We start from the raw sequence: 17,346 nt of genomic DNA on the forward strand, positions 1-17,346 counted from the left end.
CGTGAAGACGGAATAAGGGACCGACATAATGTCCGTCGTGGCGACAGCAACAGCAGTAGAAACCGGGCACGCGCACGGATCGGTCAACCGGCCGAACATGGTCAGCGTCGGAACGATCGTCTGGCTCAGTTCCGAGTTGATGTTCTTCGCGGCCCTCTTCGCGATGTACTTCACGCTCCGCTCCGTCAAGGGGCCGGAGTTCTGGACCGAGAAGGCCCACGCCCTCAACGTGCCCTTCTCCTCGGTCAACACCACGATCCTGGTGCTCTCCTCGCTCACCTGCCAGCTCGGCGTGTTCGCTGCCGAGCGCGGTGACGTGAAGAAGCTCCGGGCGTGGTTCATCCTCACGTTCGCCATGGGCGCGGTCTTCATCGGCGGCCAGGTCTTCGAGTACACCGAGCTGGTCAAGAAGGACGGCCTCTCGCTGTCCTCCGACCCGTACGGCACGGTGTTCTACCTGACCACCGGCTTCCACGGGCTGCACGTGACGGGTGGTCTGATCGCCTTCCTGCTGGTCCTGGGACGGACGTACGCAGCCAAGCGCTTCACGCACGAGCAGGCCACCGCCGCGATCGTCGTGTCGTACTACTGGCACTTCGTCGACGTCGTGTGGATCGGCCTGTTCGCGACCATCTACCTGATCAAGTAACCAGCTGATCAGGTCGCTGGCCACCGGCTGCGGCCCCCGCCCTCACCGGCGACGGGCCGCTTCTGCCGGTGCCGACGCTCCCACCGACCGACCGCGCGCGCAGCCCTAGACAGGCAGCCTCGTGCCGGCCAGACCGGCCGCCGGGTGCACCCACCAGTCGACCAGATCCTGACACCGGGGTTATTCCGTGAAAAAGCTCTCCGCACGACGGCGCCACCCATTGGCGGCGCTGGTCGTCCTACTTCTCGCCCTGGCGGCAACCGGGGGGCTGTACGCCGCGTTCGCGCCCGCCGACAAGGCGCAGGCCGACGTCGCCGCGCAGTCGCTCGCGATCGATGAGGGCAAGAAGCTCTTCGCCGTGGGCTGCTCCTCCTGCCACGGCCTGAACGGCCAGGGCAGCAGTGACGGTCCGAGCCTGGTCGGCGTCGGCTCCGCCGCTGTCGACTTCCAGGTCGGCACCGGCCGCATGCCGGCCCAGCAGCCCGGCGCCCAGGTCCCGCGCAAGAAGAACATCTACACGCAGGCCGAGATCGACCAGCTCGCCGCCTACGTCGCCTCCCTCGGCCCCGGCCCGGTGACCCCGAAGGAGGAGCAGTTCACCTCGACCAACCCCGAGGACATCTCCAAGGGTGGCGAGCTGTTCCGCACCAACTGCGCCCAGTGCCACAACTTCGCCGGCCAGGGCGGTGCCCTGACCAAGGGCAAGTACGCCCCGTCGCTGGAGGGCGTGGACGCCAAGCACATCTACGAGGCCATGCAGACCGGCCCGCAGAACATGCCGTCGTTCCCGGACACCACCATGCCCGAGGAGCAGAAGAAGCAGATCGTGGCCTTCGTCCGCCACACCACCAACGATGAGCCCAACCCCGGCGGTCTCACCCTGGGCAGCCTCGGTCCGGTGACCGAGGGTCTGTTCGGCTGGATCTTCGGCCTCGGCACGCTCATCGCGGTCGCGATCTGGGTCGCCGCCCACACCACCAAGGCCAAGAAGTCATGAGCCACGACATGTCAGAAGAGAAGCTCCCGGAGCCGCACGGCTCCGCCGGCGAGGTGGCCGACCACGGCAGCCCGTTCGCCGACCCGGGCCTGCCGGCCCACGAGCCCCGGCGCACCGACATCGACGAGCGGGCCGCCCAGCGCGCCGAGCGCCAGGTCTCGCTGATGTTCGTGGTCTCGATGCTCGCCACCGTCGGCTTCATCGCCTCGTACGTGGCCATCGACCCGGACAAGATCGTCTACATCTTCCCGCTCGGTCACGTCAGCGCGCTGAACTTCGCGCTCGGCCTGACCCTGGGCGTCGCGCTGTTCATGATCGGCGCGGGCGCGGTCCACTGGGCCCGCACCCTGATGTCGGACGTCGAGATCCCGGCCGAGCGCCACCCGATCGAGGCCTCCGAGGAGGTCCGCGCCGACGTCATCGAGCAGTTCAAGACCGGTGCCGCCGAGTCCGGCTTCGGTCGCCGCAAGATGATCCGCAACACCCTGATCGGCTCCATGGCGCTGGTCCCGCTCTCCGGCGTGGTCCTGCTCCGTGACCTCGGCCCGCTGCCCGAGAAGAAGCTCAAGGAGACCGGCTGGAAGGAGGCGACCGAGGCCAAGCCGCTGCCGCTGGTCAACATGAACACCATGCAGCCGATGAAGCCCGAGGACATCGTCGTCGGCTCGCTCACCTTCGCCATGCCGGAGGGCCTGTCCACGCACGACGAGGACTTCCAGCAGCGGATCGCCAAGGACGCCCTGATGCTGGTCCGCATCGCGCCCGAGGACATCAAGGACGAGAAGTCCAAGGAGCTGGGCTTCGAGGGCATCCTCGCCTACTCCAAGATCTGCACCCACGTCGGCTGCCCGATCAGCCTGTACGAGCAGCAGACCCACCACGCGCTCTGCCCCTGCCACCAGTCGACCTTCGACCTGGCGGACGGCGCCCGCGTCATCTTCGGCCCGGCCGGCCACCCGCTGCCGCAGCTGAAGATCACCACTGACGAGAAGGGCAACCTGGTCGCCACCGGCGACTTCGCGGAGCCCGTCGGCCCGAGCTACTGGGAGCGTGCTCGATGAGTAGCGCGAGCAGCACCACGACCGGTGCCGCCAAGCCCTCCAGCACGCGCGCCAAGCCCGCCAACAAGTGGGAGGCCGCGGCTGACTGGACTGACGGCCGGCTGGGGATCTACTCCCTCGCCAAGGCCAACCTGCGGAAGATCTTCCCGGACCACTGGTCCTTCATGCTGGGCGAGATCTGCCTCTACACGTTCATCATCATCATCCTGACCGGTGTCTACCTGACACTGTTCTTCAAGCCCTCGATGGCCGAGGTCGTCTACGACGGCTCGTACGTGCCGCTCAAGGGCATCCCGATGTCGGAGGCCTACGCCTCCACGGTGGACATCAGCTTCGAGATCCGCGGCGGTCTGCTGATCCGCCAGATCCACCACTGGGCCGCCCTGGTCTTCGTGGCGGCGATGTTCGTGCACATGATGCGCGTCTTCTTCACCGGCGCGTTCCGCAAGCCGCGCGAGATCAACTGGGTCTTCGGCTTCCTGCTGCTGGTCCTCGGCATGTTCGACGGCTTCTTCGGCTACTCGCTGCCCGACGACCTGCTCTCCGGCACCGGCATCCGGTTCATGGAGGGCGCCGTCCTGGCGACGCCGCTGGTCGGCACGTACATCCAGATGTTCCTGTTCGGCGGCGAGTTCCCCGGCACCGAGATCGTGCCGCGGTTCTTCACCATCCACGTGCTGCTGATCCCCGGCATCATGCTCGGCCTGCTGGTCGCGCACCTGATCCTGGTCTTCTACCACAAGCACACCCAGTGGGCGGGCCCGGGCAAGACCGAGAAGAACGTCGTCGGCATGCCGCTGATGCCGGTCTACATGGCCAAGGCCGGTGGCTTCTTCTTCCTGGTCTTCGGCCTGATCGCGGTCGTCTCGGCGATCGCCACGATCAACCCGATCTGGGCGTACGGCCCGTACCGTCCGGACCAGGTCTCCACCGACGCCCAGCCCGACTGGTACATGGGCTTCTCCGAAGGCCTGATCCGCATCATGCCGGGCTGGGAGATCAGCGTCTGGGGCGGCCACACCCTCAACCTGGGCGTGATCGTCCCGCTGATGGTCGTCTTCCCGCTGGTGCTGGTCTCGATCGCCGCCTACCCCTTCATCGAGGGCTGGATCACCGGCGACAAGCGCGAGCACCACATCCTGGACCGTCCGCGCAACGCCCCGGTCCGCACCGCGCTGGGCGCCGCCTGGATCAGCCTCTACCTGATCCTGCTCGCGGCCGGCGGCAACGACCTGTTCGCCACCCACCTGCACCTGTCGATCAACTCGGTGACGTACTTCGTCCGCGTCGGCATGTTCGTCGTCCCGGTCCTCGTCTTCATCATCACCAAGCGCTGGTGCCTCGGCCTCCAGCGCCGTGACAAGGAGAAGGTGCTGCACGGCCGCGAGACGGGCGTCATCAAGCGCCTGCCGCACGGCGAGTTCGTCGAGGTGCACGCCCAGCTGCCGCAGCAGGACCTGTACAAGCTCACCGCGCACGAGCAGATCCAGCCGGTCGAGCTGCCGGCCCAGACGGACGAGAACGGCGTGGCCCGCAAGGCCGGCGTCCTCACCCGCACCCGGGCCAAGCTCTCCCGCGGCTTCTACGGCGAGGGCGGCCAGATCCCCAAGCCGACCGCCGAGGAGCACCACGAGATCACCAGCGGCCACGGCCACCACTGATCCCGTAGGCACCACCGCGTCACCCCGAGGGCCGCTGACCAGAGTTCTTCTGGTCGGCGGCCCTCGGCCTTTCCCGTACGTGCCAAGCCCCGCACCCGACCGCGCCACCAGGAGGCCACCGTGCAGCTCTCCGTCGACCCCGCCTCGGCCACTCCCCCGTACGAGCAGATCCGCGCCCAGATCGCCGAGCGGGCCCGCTCCGGCGAGCTTCCGACCGGGCTGCGGCTGCCCACCGTCCGGGCGCTGGCCGAGGACCTGGGGCTGGCCGCCGGCACCGTCGCCCGGGCCTACCGGGAGCTGGAGGCGGACGGCGTGGTGGAGACCCACGGCCGGCGCGGGACGCTGATCGCCGCCACCGGGGACGCCGCCCACCGGCTGGCCGCCGAGGCCGCCGCCGAGTACGCCGCCCGGGCGAGCCGCCTGGGCGTCTCCCGCGCGGACGCCCTGGCCGCCGTGGACACCGCGCTGCGGCTGGCCTACCCGCGGGACTGACGGGCCCTGGAGCGGCCCTCCGGGGGCCGTCAGAGCTCGGGACGGATCATCCCCGAGGCGGGGGCCTGGGAGGGCGGCGCGGTGGTGCTGACGGGCTGTCCGGAGGCGCTGTGCTTGACCCAGTCCGTCCAGTCGACGTTCCAGTCCCCGAAGCCGTTGCCGAAGGGCTCCATCACGGCACCACGGCTGTTCACCACCGTCACCAGGTCCCCCACCCGGGTGTGCTGGTAGAACCACTGGGCGTTCTCGGTGCTCATGCCGGTACAGCCGTGGCTGACGTTGTCGACGCCCTGCGAGCCGACCGACCAGGGCGCCGCGTGGACGTACTCGCCGCTCCAGGTCACCCGGGTGGCCCACAGCACGTCGAGGTCGTACGCCTCCGTGCTGCCCGCGGCTATCCCGATGGTCTCGCCGTTCATCCGGACCGCCCGCTCCTGGCCGAGCACCACCTTGACGCCGTTGCGGGTGTCGAAGCCGGGCTTGCCGGTGGTGACCGGGATGGTCCGCAGCACCTCGCCGTCGCGCTTCAGGGTGAGCTCGTGGGCGGCCGCGTCGATCACCGACTCCACCCGTTCGCCTATCCGCAGCTTCAGCGCGCTGCGGTCGCCGCCGTAGAGGCCGTCCGCTATCCGGCTGCCGGTGCCGTCGAAGGCCAGCGAAACGGTCGTGCCGGCCGGCCAGTAGTCCTGCGGGCGGAAGTGCAGGTTCTTGTCGTCCACCCAGTACCAGGCGCCGGTGACGGAGGGCTGGGAGCCGACGGTCAGAACGCGCTCGACCTCCTGGCGGGCCTGCGGCTCCTTCACCGCCTCGGAGAGCTGCACGGTGAGCGGCTGGCCCACCCCGTAGACGCCGCTGCCGGAGGAGTCCGGGCCCAGCTTGGCGGTGAGCAGGCGCTGGGCGGCGACGGTGCTGAAGCTCGCGGTGGTGTCACCGCGGCCGCCCTTGCCGTCGTCGGCGGAGATCCGCACCGTGTACGAGGTCGCGGCCTTCAGCCGGCCGGTGGTCTGCCAGCTGGACTGGTCCTCGGCGAGCTTCCCGGCGACCACCCGGCCGTCCGGGCCGACCACGGTGACGTCGGTGAGCCGGCTGCCCTGGACGGCGGTCACGGTGACCGGCTGCGAGGGGTCGGCCTTGCCGTCCGCCGAGAGGTGGACCAGCGGGGCCGCGTCGATCCGGTGCGGTCCGACGGGCTCGTCGTCCCCGGCCGTGCAGGCGGACAGCGGGGCCAGTACTGCGAGGGCCAGCGAGATGCCGCCGAGAGCTGCGATTCCACGCCTGTCGGCCATGACCGCCTCCGAGGGTTCGCACGATTGATCAGATCGTAGGAACGCCCCTTGCCGAAGCGACATCCGGGGGACTTCCGGTTCACCCGCCGGAGTGAAGCCGTCATCCCGGGGACGCAGCGGGAGGCCGGGCACGCAGCAGGGCCGGCCCTCCCGTGCGGGAGGACCGGCCCTGGTGCCGGAAGCGGGAACCCTACTGGTTCTGGTTCTCGCCCCGGTAGAACTCGAAGACCCATCCGAAGATGCCGATCAGGATGATCGGGGCGGCCCAGAACATCAGCCACCAGCCGAAGATCACGCCCAGGAAGGCGAGCGCGCCACCGAGCGCCAGCGAGAGCGGCTGCCAGCTGTGCGGGGCGAAGAAGCCCAGCTCGCCGGAGTCGTCCGCGACCTCGGCCTCGGGGTTGTCACCCGCGCCGCTGTCCACCCGGCGGGCGGTGAAGGCGAGGTAGTACCCGATGAACGCGCAGAGGCCGAAGGCCAGGAACAGCGCGGTGGTGCCGGCGGCCTCGATGCCGAGGTCCGAGTGGTTGGTCCACAGACCGTAGGTCAGGGCCATCGCCAGCACGAAGACCGACAGGCCCAGGAAGATCTTTCCCTGTTCCTTCATCAGGCGTCGCCCTCCTTCTTGCCCTTGCCCAGCTGCGGGGCGTCGTACTTCGCCGGGGTCACGCCGGCGAGGTGCTTGGCCGGCTCGCCGTGGTTCTCCAGGTAGTCCAGCGCGGCGATCTCCGGGTGGTGGAGGTCGAAGGCCGGGGATTCGGAGCGGATCCGCGGAAGGGTGAGGAAGTTGTGCCGCGGCGGCGGGCAGGAGGTCGCCCACTCCAGCGAGCGGCCGAAGCCCCACGGGTCGTCCACGGTGACCTTCTCGCCGTACTTGGCGGTCTTCCAGACGTTGTAGAGGAACGGCAGGATCGACAGGCCCAGCACGAAGGAGCCGATGGTCGAGACGGTGTTCAGGGTGGTGAAGCCGTCCGAGTTCAGGTAGTCGGCGTAGCGGCGGGGCATGCCCTCCGCGCCGAGCCAGTGCTGCACCAGGAAGGTGGTGTGGAAGCCGACGAACAGCGTCCAGAAGGTGATCTTGCCGAGGCGCTCGTCCAGCATCTTGCCGGTCATCTTCGGCCACCAGAAGTGGAAGCCGGCGAACATCGCGAAGACGACGGTGCCGAAGACCACGTAGTGGAAGTGCGCGACGACGAAGTACGAGTCCGAGACGTGGAAGTCGATCGGCGGGGAGGCCAGCAGGACACCGGTCAGACCGCCGAAGAGGAAGGTGACCAGGAAGCCGACCGTCCAGAGCATCGGGGTCTCGAAGCTCAGCGAGCCCTTCCACATGGTGCCGACCCAGTTGAAGAACTTCACACCGGTCGGGACCGCGATCAGGAAGGTCATGAAGGAGAAGAACGGCAGCAGTACCTGTCCGGTGACGTACATGTGGTGCGCCCACACCGTCACGGACAGACCGGCGATCGCGATGGTGGCCGCGATCAGGCCGGAGTAGCCGAACATCGGCTTGCGGCTGAAGACCGGGATGATCTCCGACACGATGCCGAAGAACGGCAGCGCGATGATGTACACCTCGGGGTGGCCGAAGAACCAGAACAGGTGCTGCCAGAGCATCGCCCCGCCGTTGGCCGGGTCGAAGACGTGGGCACCGAACTTGCGGTCCGCCTCCAGGGCGAACAGCGCGGCGGCGAGCACCGGGAAGGCCAGCAGGACCAGCACCGAGGTCAGCAGGACGTTCCAGACGAAGATCGACATCCGGAACATCGTCATGCCGGGCGCGCGCATGCAGATGATCGTGGTGATGAAGTTGACCGCACCGAGGATCGTGCCGAAGCCGGAGAAGGCCAGACCCATGATCCACATGTCGCCGCCGATGCCGGGCGAGTGCACCGCGTCGGACAGCGGGGAGTAGGCGAACCAGCCGAAGTTGGCGGCGCCGTTCGGGGTCAGGAAGCCCGCGACCGCGATGGTCGAACCGAAGAGGTACAGCCAGTACGCGAACATGTTCAGACGCGGGAACGCCACGTCCGGGGCGCCGATCTGGAGCGGCATGATCCAGTTCGCGAAGCCGGCGAAGAGCGGCGTCGCGAACATCAGCAGCATGATCGTGCCGTGCATCGTGAACGCCTGGTTGAACTGCTCGTTCGACAGGATCTGGGTCCCGGGACGAGCCAGCTCGGCGCGCATGACCAGGGCGAGGATGCCGCCGATCAGGAAGAAGGCGAACGACGTGGCCAGGTACAGCGTGCCGATCGTCTTGTGGTCCGTGGTGGTCAGCCACTTGATGATGGTCGAACCCGGCTTCCGGGTCCGCTGCGCCCCGACCGTGACGGCCTCGGCGCCCCCGCCGGCCGCGGCGGGCTCGTTGAGGATTGTCACTTCTCTTCACTTCCCATGCTGATCAGGCCGGAGGGCACCGCACCGTTCTGGCCCTTGGCGCGAAGATCGGCCAGGTGCTTGTCGTAGTCGGCGCGGTCGACGACCTTGACGTTGAACAGCATGCGCGAGTGGTCGACGCCGCAGAGCTCGGCGCACTTGCCCATGTACTCGCCCTTGACGGTCGGCGTGACCTCGAACTTGTTCACCACGCCCGGCACGACGTCCATCTTCATCATGAAGTTGACGGGCCAGAAGTCGTGGATGACGTCACGCGAGGTGAGGCGGAACTGAACCGTCTCGTTGACCGGCAGCCAGAGCGTCGGAGCGTCCTTGGGAGTACCGACCTCGTAGGCGGCGTCCTTGTTGGCCGGGTCGGGGGTCTCGGTGTTCTCGTAGTTGAACGCCCAGCTCCACTGGAAGCCGACCACGTTGACGTAGTGCTGCGGCTTCTCGGAGGTGGCGATCAGCTTCGACTCGTCGCGGGCGACGAAGTAGAAGAGCACCGAGACGATGATGATGGGGACCGCGGTGTAGAGCGCCTCGATGGGCACGTTGTACCGGGTCTGCGGGGGGATCTCCACACCGGTGCGCTTGCGGCGGTGGAAGACCACGCTCCAGATGATCAGACCCCACATCAGTACGCCGACCACCAGCGCCGCGATCCAGGACCCCTGCCACATCTGGAGGACCATCGGCCCTTCCTTGGTGACGGGGCTCGGGAGGCCAAGCCTGGGGAGGTCGTTGGCCGAGCAGCCGGTGGCGGTCGCGATGACGAGGCCCAGTGCCAGCGCCTGAGGCAGCTTCCGCCGCATCGTGCGCCGCGGCGAGCGGTCGGAGCCGTTGGGACTCACGTAGCGCCTTCCCGAAGTCTCGCCCGCCTTCGCGTCGCCCCGGGGAGGAGTGTGAGCCTCCCCGGCGACCCGTCCACGGGCACGGTTTGAATGCTTATGCGGGCCAAACCCTACTCCAGCCTTATGCGCTCCTGACGGGCAGCCCCCGGTAACGCGCCGCCCGCTAGCCCGATCAGGCCCGGTGGGGGCTGCGTCGCAGGTCATCGTAGGCATTCGAGGTCCGTACGCCCGATCGGGGGATGACCTCGGACGTCGCCCGTGACGGCCCGTCGGACGCGGACGAAGCGGACATTCGGGATGATCGACTGACGGTGGGTGAGCCGCGCGGACGGGCCGGACCACGGGCCGGGTGTGTCGTTAAATGTGACCGTGTACTTCGACGCGGCCTCGACGGCCCCTCTGCACCCCGTCGCGCGGCAGGCACTGACCGCCGCCCTGGACGAGGGCTGGGCCGATCCGGCCCGGCTCTACCGCTCCGGCCGACAGGCCCGGATGCTGCTGGACGCCGCCCGCGAGACGGTCGCCGCGGTGCTGGGCGCCCGGGCGGACGAGATCGCCTTCACCGCGAGCGGCACCCAGGCCGTCCAGCTCGGCCTGCTGGGCGCGCTGACCGGCAACCGGCGGCGCGGCGGCCACTTCGTGCACTCCGCCGTGGAGCACTCCAGCGTGCTGCACGTCGCCGAGCGCCACCAGGGCGCCGGGGGCGAGGTGTCGGTGGCGCCGGTGGACCGGGGCGGCCGGGTCGACCCGGCGGCGTTCGGCGCGCTGCTGCGCCCGGACACCGCGCTGGCCGCGGTGCAGAGCGCCAACCACGAGGTCGGGACGGTGCAGCCACTCGGCGAGGTCGCCGAGCTGTGCGCCGGGACCGGTGTCCCGCTGCTGGTCGACGCGGCGCAGAGCGCCGGCCGGACGGACGTCCCGGCGGGCTGGTCGCTGCTGACCGCCAGCGCCCACAAGTGGGGCGGGCCGCCGGGGGTCGGGGTACTGGCGGTGCGCAAGGGCGTCCGGTACGCCTCGCCGCTGCCGGCCGACGAGCGCGAGGGCGGCCGGGTGCCCGGCTACGTCAACGTGCCGGCGATCGTGGCCGCGGCCGCCTCGCTGCGCGCGGTACGGGCCGAGGCCGAGCAGGAGAACGCCCGGCTGCACGCGCTGGTGGAGCGGATCCGCACCCGGGTGCCGCGGCTGGTGCCCGAGGTCGAGGTGGTCGGCGACCCGGTGCGGCGGCTGCCGCACATCGTCACCTTCTCCTGCCTGTACGTGGACGGGGAGGTGCTGCTGACCGAGCTGGACCGGGCGGGCTTCGCGGTCTCCTCCGGCTCCTCCTGCACCTCGTCCACGCTGACGCCCAGCCATGTGCTGGCGGCGATGGGAGTGCTCACCGAGGGGAACGTCCGGGTCTCGCTGCCGTACGGGGCGGCCGAGGCCGACGTGGAGCGCTTCCTCGCGGTGCTGCCCGACCTGGTGGCCGGCGTCCGGGCACCGCTCGGGCTGGACCTGCCCGCGCCGGAGGCGGCGGAACCGGCCCGGTCCCACCCGCCCCGAGCCGAAGGGCGCGCCGGTGCCGAAAGCGAGGAGCGACAAGCGACCGACGAAGGAGCGAGTGCCGGAGCGAGGAGCGTCGGCACCGGGTCCGAGCGCCCGGAAGCGAGCGGGCGAGTCGCCCACCCGCCCCGAGCCGCAGGGCGCGCCGGTGCCGAAAGCGAGGAGCGACAAGCGACCGACGAAGGAGCGAGTGCCGGAGCGAGGAGCGTCGGCACCGGGTCCGAGCGCCCGGAGGCGAGCGGGCGAGTCGCAGCTAGCGGGCGAGTAACAGTGATCGACGCGCTGGGCAAGCGGTGCCCGCTGCCGGTGATCGAGCTGGCGAAGCGGATCGGCGAGGTGCCGCCGGGCGGCACGGTCGCCGTGCTGGCGGACGACGAGGCGGCCCGGCTGGACATCCCGGCCTGGTGCGAGATGCGCGGGCAGGAGTACGCGGGCGAGGCCCCGGCCGCCGAGTACGGCGGCGACCGGGGCTCGGCCTACCTCGTCGTCCGGCGGACTACTTGACCAGGTGCGCGCCGATCTCGGCGGCCGCCTCGGCTCCGTAGGCCGCCTCGAAGCGCTTCAGGAAGGCGGTCGGACGCAGCTCGTACTCCTGGGTGCCGACGGTCTCGATCACCAGGGTGGCGAGCATGCAGCCGAGCTGGGCGGAGCGCTCCAGGTCGAGGTCCCAGGACAGGCCGGCCAGGAAGCCGGCGCGGAAGGCGTCGCCGACGCCGGTCGGGTCGACCTTGGCCTCCTCCTTGGCGCAGCCGACCAGGATCGGCTCCTCGCCCTTGCGCTCGATCCGGACGCCCTTGCTGCCCAGGGTGGTGACCCGGGTGCCGACGCGGGTGAGCAGCTCCTCGGCGCCCCAGCCGGTCTTGCTCTCGATCAGCGCGGCCTCGTACTCGTTGGTGAAGAGGTACGCGGCGCCGTCGACGATCTCGCGGATGTCGTCGCCCTCCAGGCGGGCCAGCTGCTGGGAGGGGTCGGCGGCGAAGGCGTAGCCGCGGGTGCGGCACTCCTGGGTGTGGCGGACCATGCCCTGCGGGTCGTCGGCGCCGACCAGGACGAGGTCCAGGCCGCCGACGCGGTCGGCGATCGGCTTCAGCTCGATGTTGCGGGCCTCGGCCATGGCACCGGTGTAGAACGAGGCGATCTGGTTGTGGTCCTCGTCCGTGGTGCACATGAAGCGCGCGGTGTGCCGGGTCTCGGAGATGTGGACGGAGTCGCAGTCCACGTTGTTGCGCTCCAGCCAGCTGCGGTACTCGGCGAAGTCCGCGCCGGCGGCGCCGACCAGGACCGGGCGCAGCCCGAGCACACCCATGCCGAAGGCGATGTTCGGCGCGACGCCGCCGCGGCGGATGTCCAGGGTGTCGACCAGGAAGGACAGCGACACGGTGTGCAGCTGCTCGGCGACGAGCTGGTCGGCGAACCGGCCGGGGAACGTCATCAGGTGGTCGGTGGCGATCGAGCCGGCGACGGCGATACGCACGGAAGGTCTCCTCAGGATGGCGGCGGGGCCAACGGGCAGGCGGGGATGAACCCACCTACGGTACCCGGCGCCGGGGAGCGCCCAGGCAGGAGTGCCGCAAGTTGCCGCCCGCACGGCCATGGTGGCACCCCTTGCCCTCGAATGTGTACTACCTCCCGGTAGCACTGGTGGGCGGCCGGGCCCCTGCCTAGGGTCGGCCCTGGAGGGCCCGTCGCACGGGCCCGTCGTCGACCGTGGCAGCGTGGCCACGGCCCTGGATCGGAGCGATGCCCGATGATGACCGACCACTGCGCCGCCCTGCCCGCTCTGCGGAGCGAGGACGGCGAGACGCTCGACGCCCTGGTGGACTCCTCCCGGCGGCTGCGCCGGTTCTGGCCGCAGGTCGCGGCCGGCCCGGAGCCCGTCGCCCCCGCGCCGGCCGGGGTCCGGGTGCCCTCCGGCGCGCTGCGGGTGGTGGCCGGGATGCCCGAGTACGGCTTCTGAGCCCGCGCCGTACGGGCCGCGCCGTACCGGATCCGCCCGGTACGCAACCGGATCGGACCGGTACGGAACCGGATCGGACCGGTACGGAACCGGATCCGACCGGAGCACGTCACATCCGCGCGGAGCGGCCGAGGCGGCGGCACCGCTGAGTCCTCGGGAGGATGTGCAGATGGATCTGGAGACGATGCCCCGGCGCGGTCGGCGGGCGGTGGCCCTGGCGGGTCTGGCGCTGGCGGCGGTGGTGACGGTGGCCGGCTGCGACGGCGGCGGCAAGCCCGCCTCGGATTCGGCGGCGGGCGGTTCGGCCGCCGCGTCGGCCTCGGCGAGCACCTCCCCGCAGGCCCCGGCCGGCTCCGCGAGCCCGTCCTCGGCGGCGCCGACGGGGAGTTCCCCCGGCGCCGCGCAGCCGGCCCAGCCGCCGACCGGCTTCACGCCCACCCCGGCCTCGCCCGCGCCCGGGCAGCCGGCTCCCGCCACTCCCCCGGGCAACGGGATCGCGGTGGGCGAGCCGAACCCGAACGGTTCGGACGCGCCCGCCCGTCCGCCGGTCGCCTACCGGGTGGACGGCACCACCAAGCTGACCGTCTACTTCTTCGGCGGGGTCTGCACCCAGTACGCGCTGAAGGCGGACGAGTCCCAGCCGGGCCGGGTGGACGTGCTGGTCGTACCGGGGCCGCCCACCGTCCAGCCGGGGCAGGTGTGCAACGCGTTGGCCAAGCGGCAGTCGGTCTCGGCCGACCTGCGCTCGCCACTGGCCGGGCGGACGGTGGTCGACAAGTCCAGCGGCCAGGAGCTGCCGCTGGAGGGCGACCCGCACATGGGGCCGGACCCGGTCACCCCGGACGTCGCCGGGCGGTAGGCGCGCCGCGGGCGGACAACGGAAGGCGGCCCCGAGGATCACCCCGGGGCCGCCTTCCGCAGCGGGCTCAGCTGAACGAGTCGCCGCAGGCGCAGGAGCCGGTGGCGTTCGGGTTGTCGATGGTGAAGCCCTGCTTCTCGATGGTGTCGACGAAGTCGACGGTGGCGCCACCGAGGTACGGGGCGCTCATGCGGTCGGTGACGACCTTGACCCCGTCGAAGTCCTTGATCACGTCGCCGTCGAGCGAGCGCTCGTCGAAGAACAGCTGGTAACGCAGGCCGGAGCAGCCGCCGGGCTGGACGGCGACGCGCAGCGCGAGGTCCTCGCGGCCTTCCTGCTCCAGCAGGGCCTTGACCTTGGCCGCGGCGGCATCGGTAAGGAGGATGCCACTCTCGACGGTGGTCTCGTCCTGGACGGTCATCTGCTTTCTCCCGGTCTTGACGACGGTCTGCCGCCAGTGCCAACCAACGGCCGTCCGGTTTCATTTCCCGGGCGGCGATGGATTTCTGGGGCGTGTCGCGGCTGGTTATCCGTGGGCCGGGTGTGCCACCCGGCCCCTACCCTCCCCATGCTCGCACACCGCCGGAGGACGGGTCACCGCCCGAGCCGCCGATCCGGGCGAAGCGGCCCCGCGGCGGGCCGCCGGGCGCCAGGATGGTCCTCATGATCCTTCGCCCGGTCAGGGACACCGCCGCGGACGCGGAGGCCGTCCGGGAGCTCGCCGACGCGGCGTTCGCCGACGCCTCCGCCCCGGCCGGGGCCGCGCCGGAGCCGACGCCCCTGCGGCTGGCCCGGACCAGGCACCTGGCGCGCACCGACCCCGGGGGCTGCTGGCTGGCGGAGAGCGCCGGCGAGCCGGTCGGGGCGGTGCTGTCGATCCGCCGGGAGGGCCTGTGGGCGCCCTCGCTGTACGCCGTCCGGCCGTCCGCGCAGGGCAAGGGCGTCGGGCGGCTGCTGCTGGAGCGGGCGGCGGCGCACTCCCGGGGCTGCCTGCGCGGGATGGTCTGCGCCGCGGACTCCCCGGCCGCGGCCCGCCGCTACCGGCTGGCCGGGTTCACCCTGCACCCGGCGATGCGGCTGGCCGGACGGGTGGACCGGGACGGGCTGCTCGACCCCGGGGACATCCCGGTGCACCGCGGCAACGCGACCCACCTGCACCTGCTGGACTCGGTGGACCGGCGGCTGCGCGGGTCGGCGCACGGGCCGGACCACGAACTGATGCTGGGCCACTTCGAGGAGCTGCTGATCGCCGACGCGCTGGCCGGCAGCGGCTACTGCTACCGGGACGGCGGGGTGGTGCGGCTGCTCGCGGCCACCAGCAAGCGGATCGCCGCCCGACTGCTGCGCGAGGCGCTGGCCCGGGTGCCGGACGGGGTCGAGGCGCGGGTGGAGCACCTGACCGCGGAGCAGGAGTGGGCGCTGGACGTCGGGCTGGAGGTCGGGCTGACGGCCCGGGCCGGCGGCTTCGTCGGGGTGCGCGGGATGCGGCCGCCGACGCCCTACCTGCCGAGCGGGGCGTTCCTCTAGGCCCGCGGGAACGCGTACGGCCCCCGCCGGAGCGGGGGCCGTACGTCCGGAGCTCAGCGGGATCAGACCATGGTGTCCAGGATCTCCCGGACCATCTCCATGGTGGTGCCCGGGTGCAGGAAGGCGAAGCGGGCGACCGTCTCGCCGTCCCAGCCGGTGGGGGTGACGAAGCCGATCTGGTCCGCGAGCAGCTGCTGCGACCAGCGGTAGTAGTCGTCGTTGGTCCAGCCCGTGCGCTTGAAGCAGACCGCCGACAGCTGCGGGTCGAACAGCAGCTCCAGGTGCTCGGTCTCGCGGATCAGCTGGGCGGTCTCCCGGGCCAGGGTGAGGCCGGCCTCGATGGCGTCGGTGTAGGCCTGGACGCCGTGCACGGCCAGCGAGAACCAGAGCGGCAGGCCGCGGGCGCGCCGGGTCAGGTGGTAGGCGTAGTCGGTGGGGTTCCACTCGTCGCCCTCGGTGTGCAGGACGTCCAGGTAGGAGGCGTCCTGGGTGTGCACGGCGCGGGCGAGCTGCGGGTTGCGGTAGATCAGCGCGGCGCAGTCGAAGGGGGCGAACAGCCACTTGTGCGGGTCGACCACGAAGGAGTCGGCGTGCTCGATGCCCTCGTAGCGCTCGCGCACCGAGGGGGCGAACAGGCCCGCGCCGCCGTAGGCGCCGTCGACGTGGAACCAGAGGTCGCGCTCGCGGGCGACCTCGGCCAGGCCCTTGAGGTCGTCGACGATGCCCTCGTTGGTGGTGCCGGCGGTGCCGACGACGGCGATCACCGTCTCCGGGTTCGGGTCGGCGGCCAGCGCGGCGCGCAGCGCCTCGCCGGTGAACCGCCGGTCGACGGTCGGGACCTTGAAGGCCTCGACGCCGATGATGTTGAAGGTGTTCTTGACCGAGGAGTGCACCTGGTCGGCGACCGCGATCCGCAGCCGCGCCTCCGGCCCGACGCCGAGCCGACGGCGGGCGGTGTCGCGGGCGACCACGAGGGCGGAGAGGTTGCCCGCCGAGCCGCCGGAGACGAAGGTGCCGCCGGCCGACTGGGGCAGGCCCGCGCGGTCGGCGATCAGGCGCAGCACCTGGTTCTCGGCGGCGATCGCGCCGGCCGCCTCCAGCCAGGAGATGCCCTGCAGGGAGGCGCAGGAGACGACCATGTCGAACAGCAGCGCGGCCTTGGTCGGGGCGCACGGGATGAAGGACAGGTAGCGCGGGCTGTCGGCGGAGATGACCGCCCGGGACAGCTCGTGGTCGTACAGCTTGAGCACGTCGACCGGGTCGTTGCCGTCCTGGTTCAGCAGGCCGGCCAGCTGGGCGCGCAGGTGCTCGCCGTCACCGGGGTGGTCGAGCGGGACGGGGTCGTACTGCAGCCGCTCCCGCATGTAGTCGAAAACCAGGTCGACCAGGTCGTTGTCGGGCCGGTGCATGCGGTCGGGTGCTGCGGACACGGCTGTCCCTCTCGGCGTGGGGTGTCGGGGGGCGCCCGGTCGGCGGGACGCTTCACCGCGACGGCCGGACATGATCAGCGTAAGCAGCGCGGGTGCCTCACCGCGCGTCGGAACGCGGCTGGTCAGGCAGGTTTCGAGCGTCTTCGGGCCGGTCCGCGCAGGATTCCTGCGCACCCGTGCCGCCGGTCAGCCGATGAGCTGGGAGAGCACCACCGAGGAGCGGCTGCGCTGCACTCCGGGCTCGCGCCGGATGCGTTCGATGACGGCCTCCAGGTGGCGCATGTCGGCGGCCCGCAGGTGGACCAGGGCGTCCGGGTCGCCGGTGACCGTCCAGGCGGCGACCACCTCGGGGAACTGCCGCAGGCTGGCGAGGATCTCCTCGGGGGCGGTGCGCTCGCGGCAGTAGACCTCGACGAAGGCCTCGGTCTGCCAGCCCAGCACGGAGGGGTCGAGCACCACGGTGAAGCCCCGGACCACGCCGCGCGCCCGCAGCCGGTCGATGCGGCGGCGCACGGCGGTGGCGGAGAGGTTCACCTGCAGGCCGATCTCGGCGTACGAGGCGCGGCCGTCGCTGCCGAGCCGGGCGAGCAGGAGCCGGTCGGTCTCGTCCAGGTCGGCCCCGACCACCTCGTGCGCTCGGCTGCTGGTCATG

The 17,346-nt window shown here is 71.1% G+C and carries 17 protein-coding genes; 9 read left to right on the forward strand and 8 right to left on the reverse strand.

The genetic code is table 11. From position 1 onward, the window contains the following. Nucleotides 1-28 precede the first annotated feature (28 nt). The 5 genes from ctaE (at nt 29) to ACZ5GH_RS09565 (ending at nt 4,860) form a co-directional block, all read left to right on the forward strand. Nucleotides 29-649: an aa3-type cytochrome oxidase subunit III gene (ctaE, locus tag ACZ5GH_RS09545; protein WP_049651835.1), complete on the forward strand. Its 621-nt coding sequence runs from the start codon at nt 29-31 to the stop codon at nt 647-649. A gap of 187 nt (nt 650-836) precedes the next feature. Further along, nucleotides 837-1,646 carry a cytochrome bc1 complex diheme cytochrome c subunit gene (qcrC, locus tag ACZ5GH_RS09550; protein WP_387748840.1) on the forward strand — a complete coding sequence of 270 codons (810 nt, stop codon included), beginning with the start codon at nt 837-839 and terminating at the stop codon, nt 1,644-1,646. Nucleotides 1,647-1,654: 8 nt separating this feature from the next. Next, nucleotides 1,655-2,707 (forward strand): cytochrome bc1 complex Rieske iron-sulfur subunit, encoded by a 1,053-nt coding sequence (qcrA, locus tag ACZ5GH_RS09555; protein ID WP_387748838.1) that lies wholly within the window; start codon nt 1,655-1,657, stop codon nt 2,705-2,707. Continuing rightward, nucleotides 2,704-4,368, forward strand: a complete 1,665-nt coding sequence (gene qcrB / locus ACZ5GH_RS09560; RefSeq protein ID WP_387748836.1) for a cytochrome bc1 complex cytochrome b subunit — start codon at nt 2,704-2,706, stop codon at nt 4,366-4,368. Before qcrA ends, qcrB begins: the two co-directional genes overlap by 4 nt. A 120-nt stretch (nt 4,369-4,488) precedes the next feature. Next, nucleotides 4,489-4,860: a GntR family transcriptional regulator gene (locus tag ACZ5GH_RS09565; protein WP_387748834.1), complete on the forward strand. Its 372-nt coding sequence runs from the start codon at nt 4,489-4,491 to the stop codon at nt 4,858-4,860. 29 nt (nt 4,861-4,889) lie between these two features. Here ACZ5GH_RS09565 and ACZ5GH_RS09570 read toward each other — a convergent pair whose 3' ends face one another. The 4 genes from ACZ5GH_RS09570 to ctaC all read right to left on the reverse strand — a co-directional run bounded on the left by ACZ5GH_RS09570 (nt 4,890) and on the right by ctaC (nt 9,379). Continuing rightward, complete coding sequence (locus ACZ5GH_RS09570; protein WP_387748832.1) at nt 4,890-6,146, reverse strand: L,D-transpeptidase; 1,257 nt, start codon at nt 6,144-6,146, stop codon at nt 4,890-4,892. Between the two features lie 190 nt (nt 6,147-6,336). Next, a complete protein-coding gene (locus tag ACZ5GH_RS09575; RefSeq protein WP_188297376.1) occupies nt 6,337-6,753 on the reverse strand; it encodes a cytochrome c oxidase subunit 4 in 417 nt (138 codons plus the stop codon). Beyond that, nucleotides 6,753-8,528, reverse strand: a complete 1,776-nt coding sequence (gene ctaD, locus ACZ5GH_RS09580) for an aa3-type cytochrome oxidase subunit I (RefSeq protein WP_387748829.1) — start codon at nt 8,526-8,528, stop codon at nt 6,753-6,755. The genes ACZ5GH_RS09575 and ctaD overlap by 1 nt, the downstream gene beginning before the upstream one ends. Next, nucleotides 8,525-9,379, reverse strand: coding sequence for an aa3-type cytochrome oxidase subunit II (ctaC, locus tag ACZ5GH_RS09585; protein ID WP_387748827.1), 855 nt, complete (start codon nt 9,377-9,379; stop codon nt 8,525-8,527). The genes ctaD and ctaC overlap by 4 nt, the downstream gene beginning before the upstream one ends. 369 nt (nt 9,380-9,748) lie before the next feature. Between ctaC and ACZ5GH_RS09590 the strand changes: the two genes are divergently transcribed. Next, nucleotides 9,749-11,425: an aminotransferase class V-fold PLP-dependent enzyme gene (locus ACZ5GH_RS09590; RefSeq protein ID WP_464333923.1), complete on the forward strand. Its 1,677-nt coding sequence runs from the start codon at nt 9,749-9,751 to the stop codon at nt 11,423-11,425. On the opposite strand, the gene ACZ5GH_RS09595 is transcribed toward ACZ5GH_RS09590, so the two are convergent. Then, complete coding sequence (locus ACZ5GH_RS09595) at nt 11,418-12,395, reverse strand: carbohydrate kinase family protein (protein WP_387748824.1); 978 nt, start codon at nt 12,393-12,395, stop codon at nt 11,418-11,420. The genes ACZ5GH_RS09590 and ACZ5GH_RS09595 overlap by 8 nt on opposite strands. Before the next feature lie 273 nt (nt 12,396-12,668). Between ACZ5GH_RS09595 and ACZ5GH_RS09600 the strand changes: the two genes are divergently transcribed. Together ACZ5GH_RS09600 and ACZ5GH_RS09605 are read left to right on the forward strand one after the other, a co-directional pair. Further along, on the forward strand, nt 12,669-12,878 hold the full coding sequence (locus tag ACZ5GH_RS09600) for a hypothetical protein (protein ID WP_464333924.1): 210 nt from the start codon (nt 12,669-12,671) through the stop codon (nt 12,876-12,878). A 169-nt stretch (nt 12,879-13,047) separates the two neighbouring features. Then, nucleotides 13,048-13,737 carry a hypothetical protein gene (locus tag ACZ5GH_RS09605; RefSeq protein WP_387748820.1) on the forward strand — a complete coding sequence of 230 codons (690 nt, stop codon included), beginning with the start codon at nt 13,048-13,050 and terminating at the stop codon, nt 13,735-13,737. 67 nt (nt 13,738-13,804) lie between these two features. On the opposite strand, the gene erpA is transcribed toward ACZ5GH_RS09605, so the two are convergent. Then, on the reverse strand, nt 13,805-14,158 hold the full coding sequence (erpA, locus tag ACZ5GH_RS09610; protein WP_049651846.1) for an iron-sulfur cluster insertion protein ErpA: 354 nt from the start codon (nt 14,156-14,158) through the stop codon (nt 13,805-13,807). 242 nt (nt 14,159-14,400) lie between these two features. Here erpA and ACZ5GH_RS09615 point away from each other — a divergent pair, with 242 nt between their 5' ends. Beyond that, nucleotides 14,401-15,264 carry a GNAT family N-acetyltransferase gene (locus ACZ5GH_RS09615; RefSeq protein ID WP_387748818.1) on the forward strand — a complete coding sequence of 288 codons (864 nt, stop codon included), beginning with the start codon at nt 14,401-14,403 and terminating at the stop codon, nt 15,262-15,264. Nucleotides 15,265-15,326: 62 nt separating this feature from the next. Here the strand turns inward: ACZ5GH_RS09615 and ACZ5GH_RS09620 are convergent, their stop codons facing one another. Together ACZ5GH_RS09620 and ACZ5GH_RS09625 are read right to left on the reverse strand one after the other, a co-directional pair. Then, nucleotides 15,327-16,694 (reverse strand): pyridoxal phosphate-dependent decarboxylase family protein, encoded by a 1,368-nt coding sequence (locus tag ACZ5GH_RS09620; RefSeq protein WP_387748816.1) that lies wholly within the window; start codon nt 16,692-16,694, stop codon nt 15,327-15,329. A 186-nt stretch (nt 16,695-16,880) separates the two neighbouring features. Continuing rightward, a complete protein-coding gene (locus ACZ5GH_RS09625; RefSeq protein WP_049651848.1) occupies nt 16,881-17,345 on the reverse strand; it encodes an Lrp/AsnC family transcriptional regulator in 465 nt (154 codons plus the stop codon). Nucleotide 17,346 lies beyond the last annotated feature (1 nt).

The sequence above is a fragment of the Kitasatospora sp. Xyl93 genome (genome assembly GCF_055383135.1).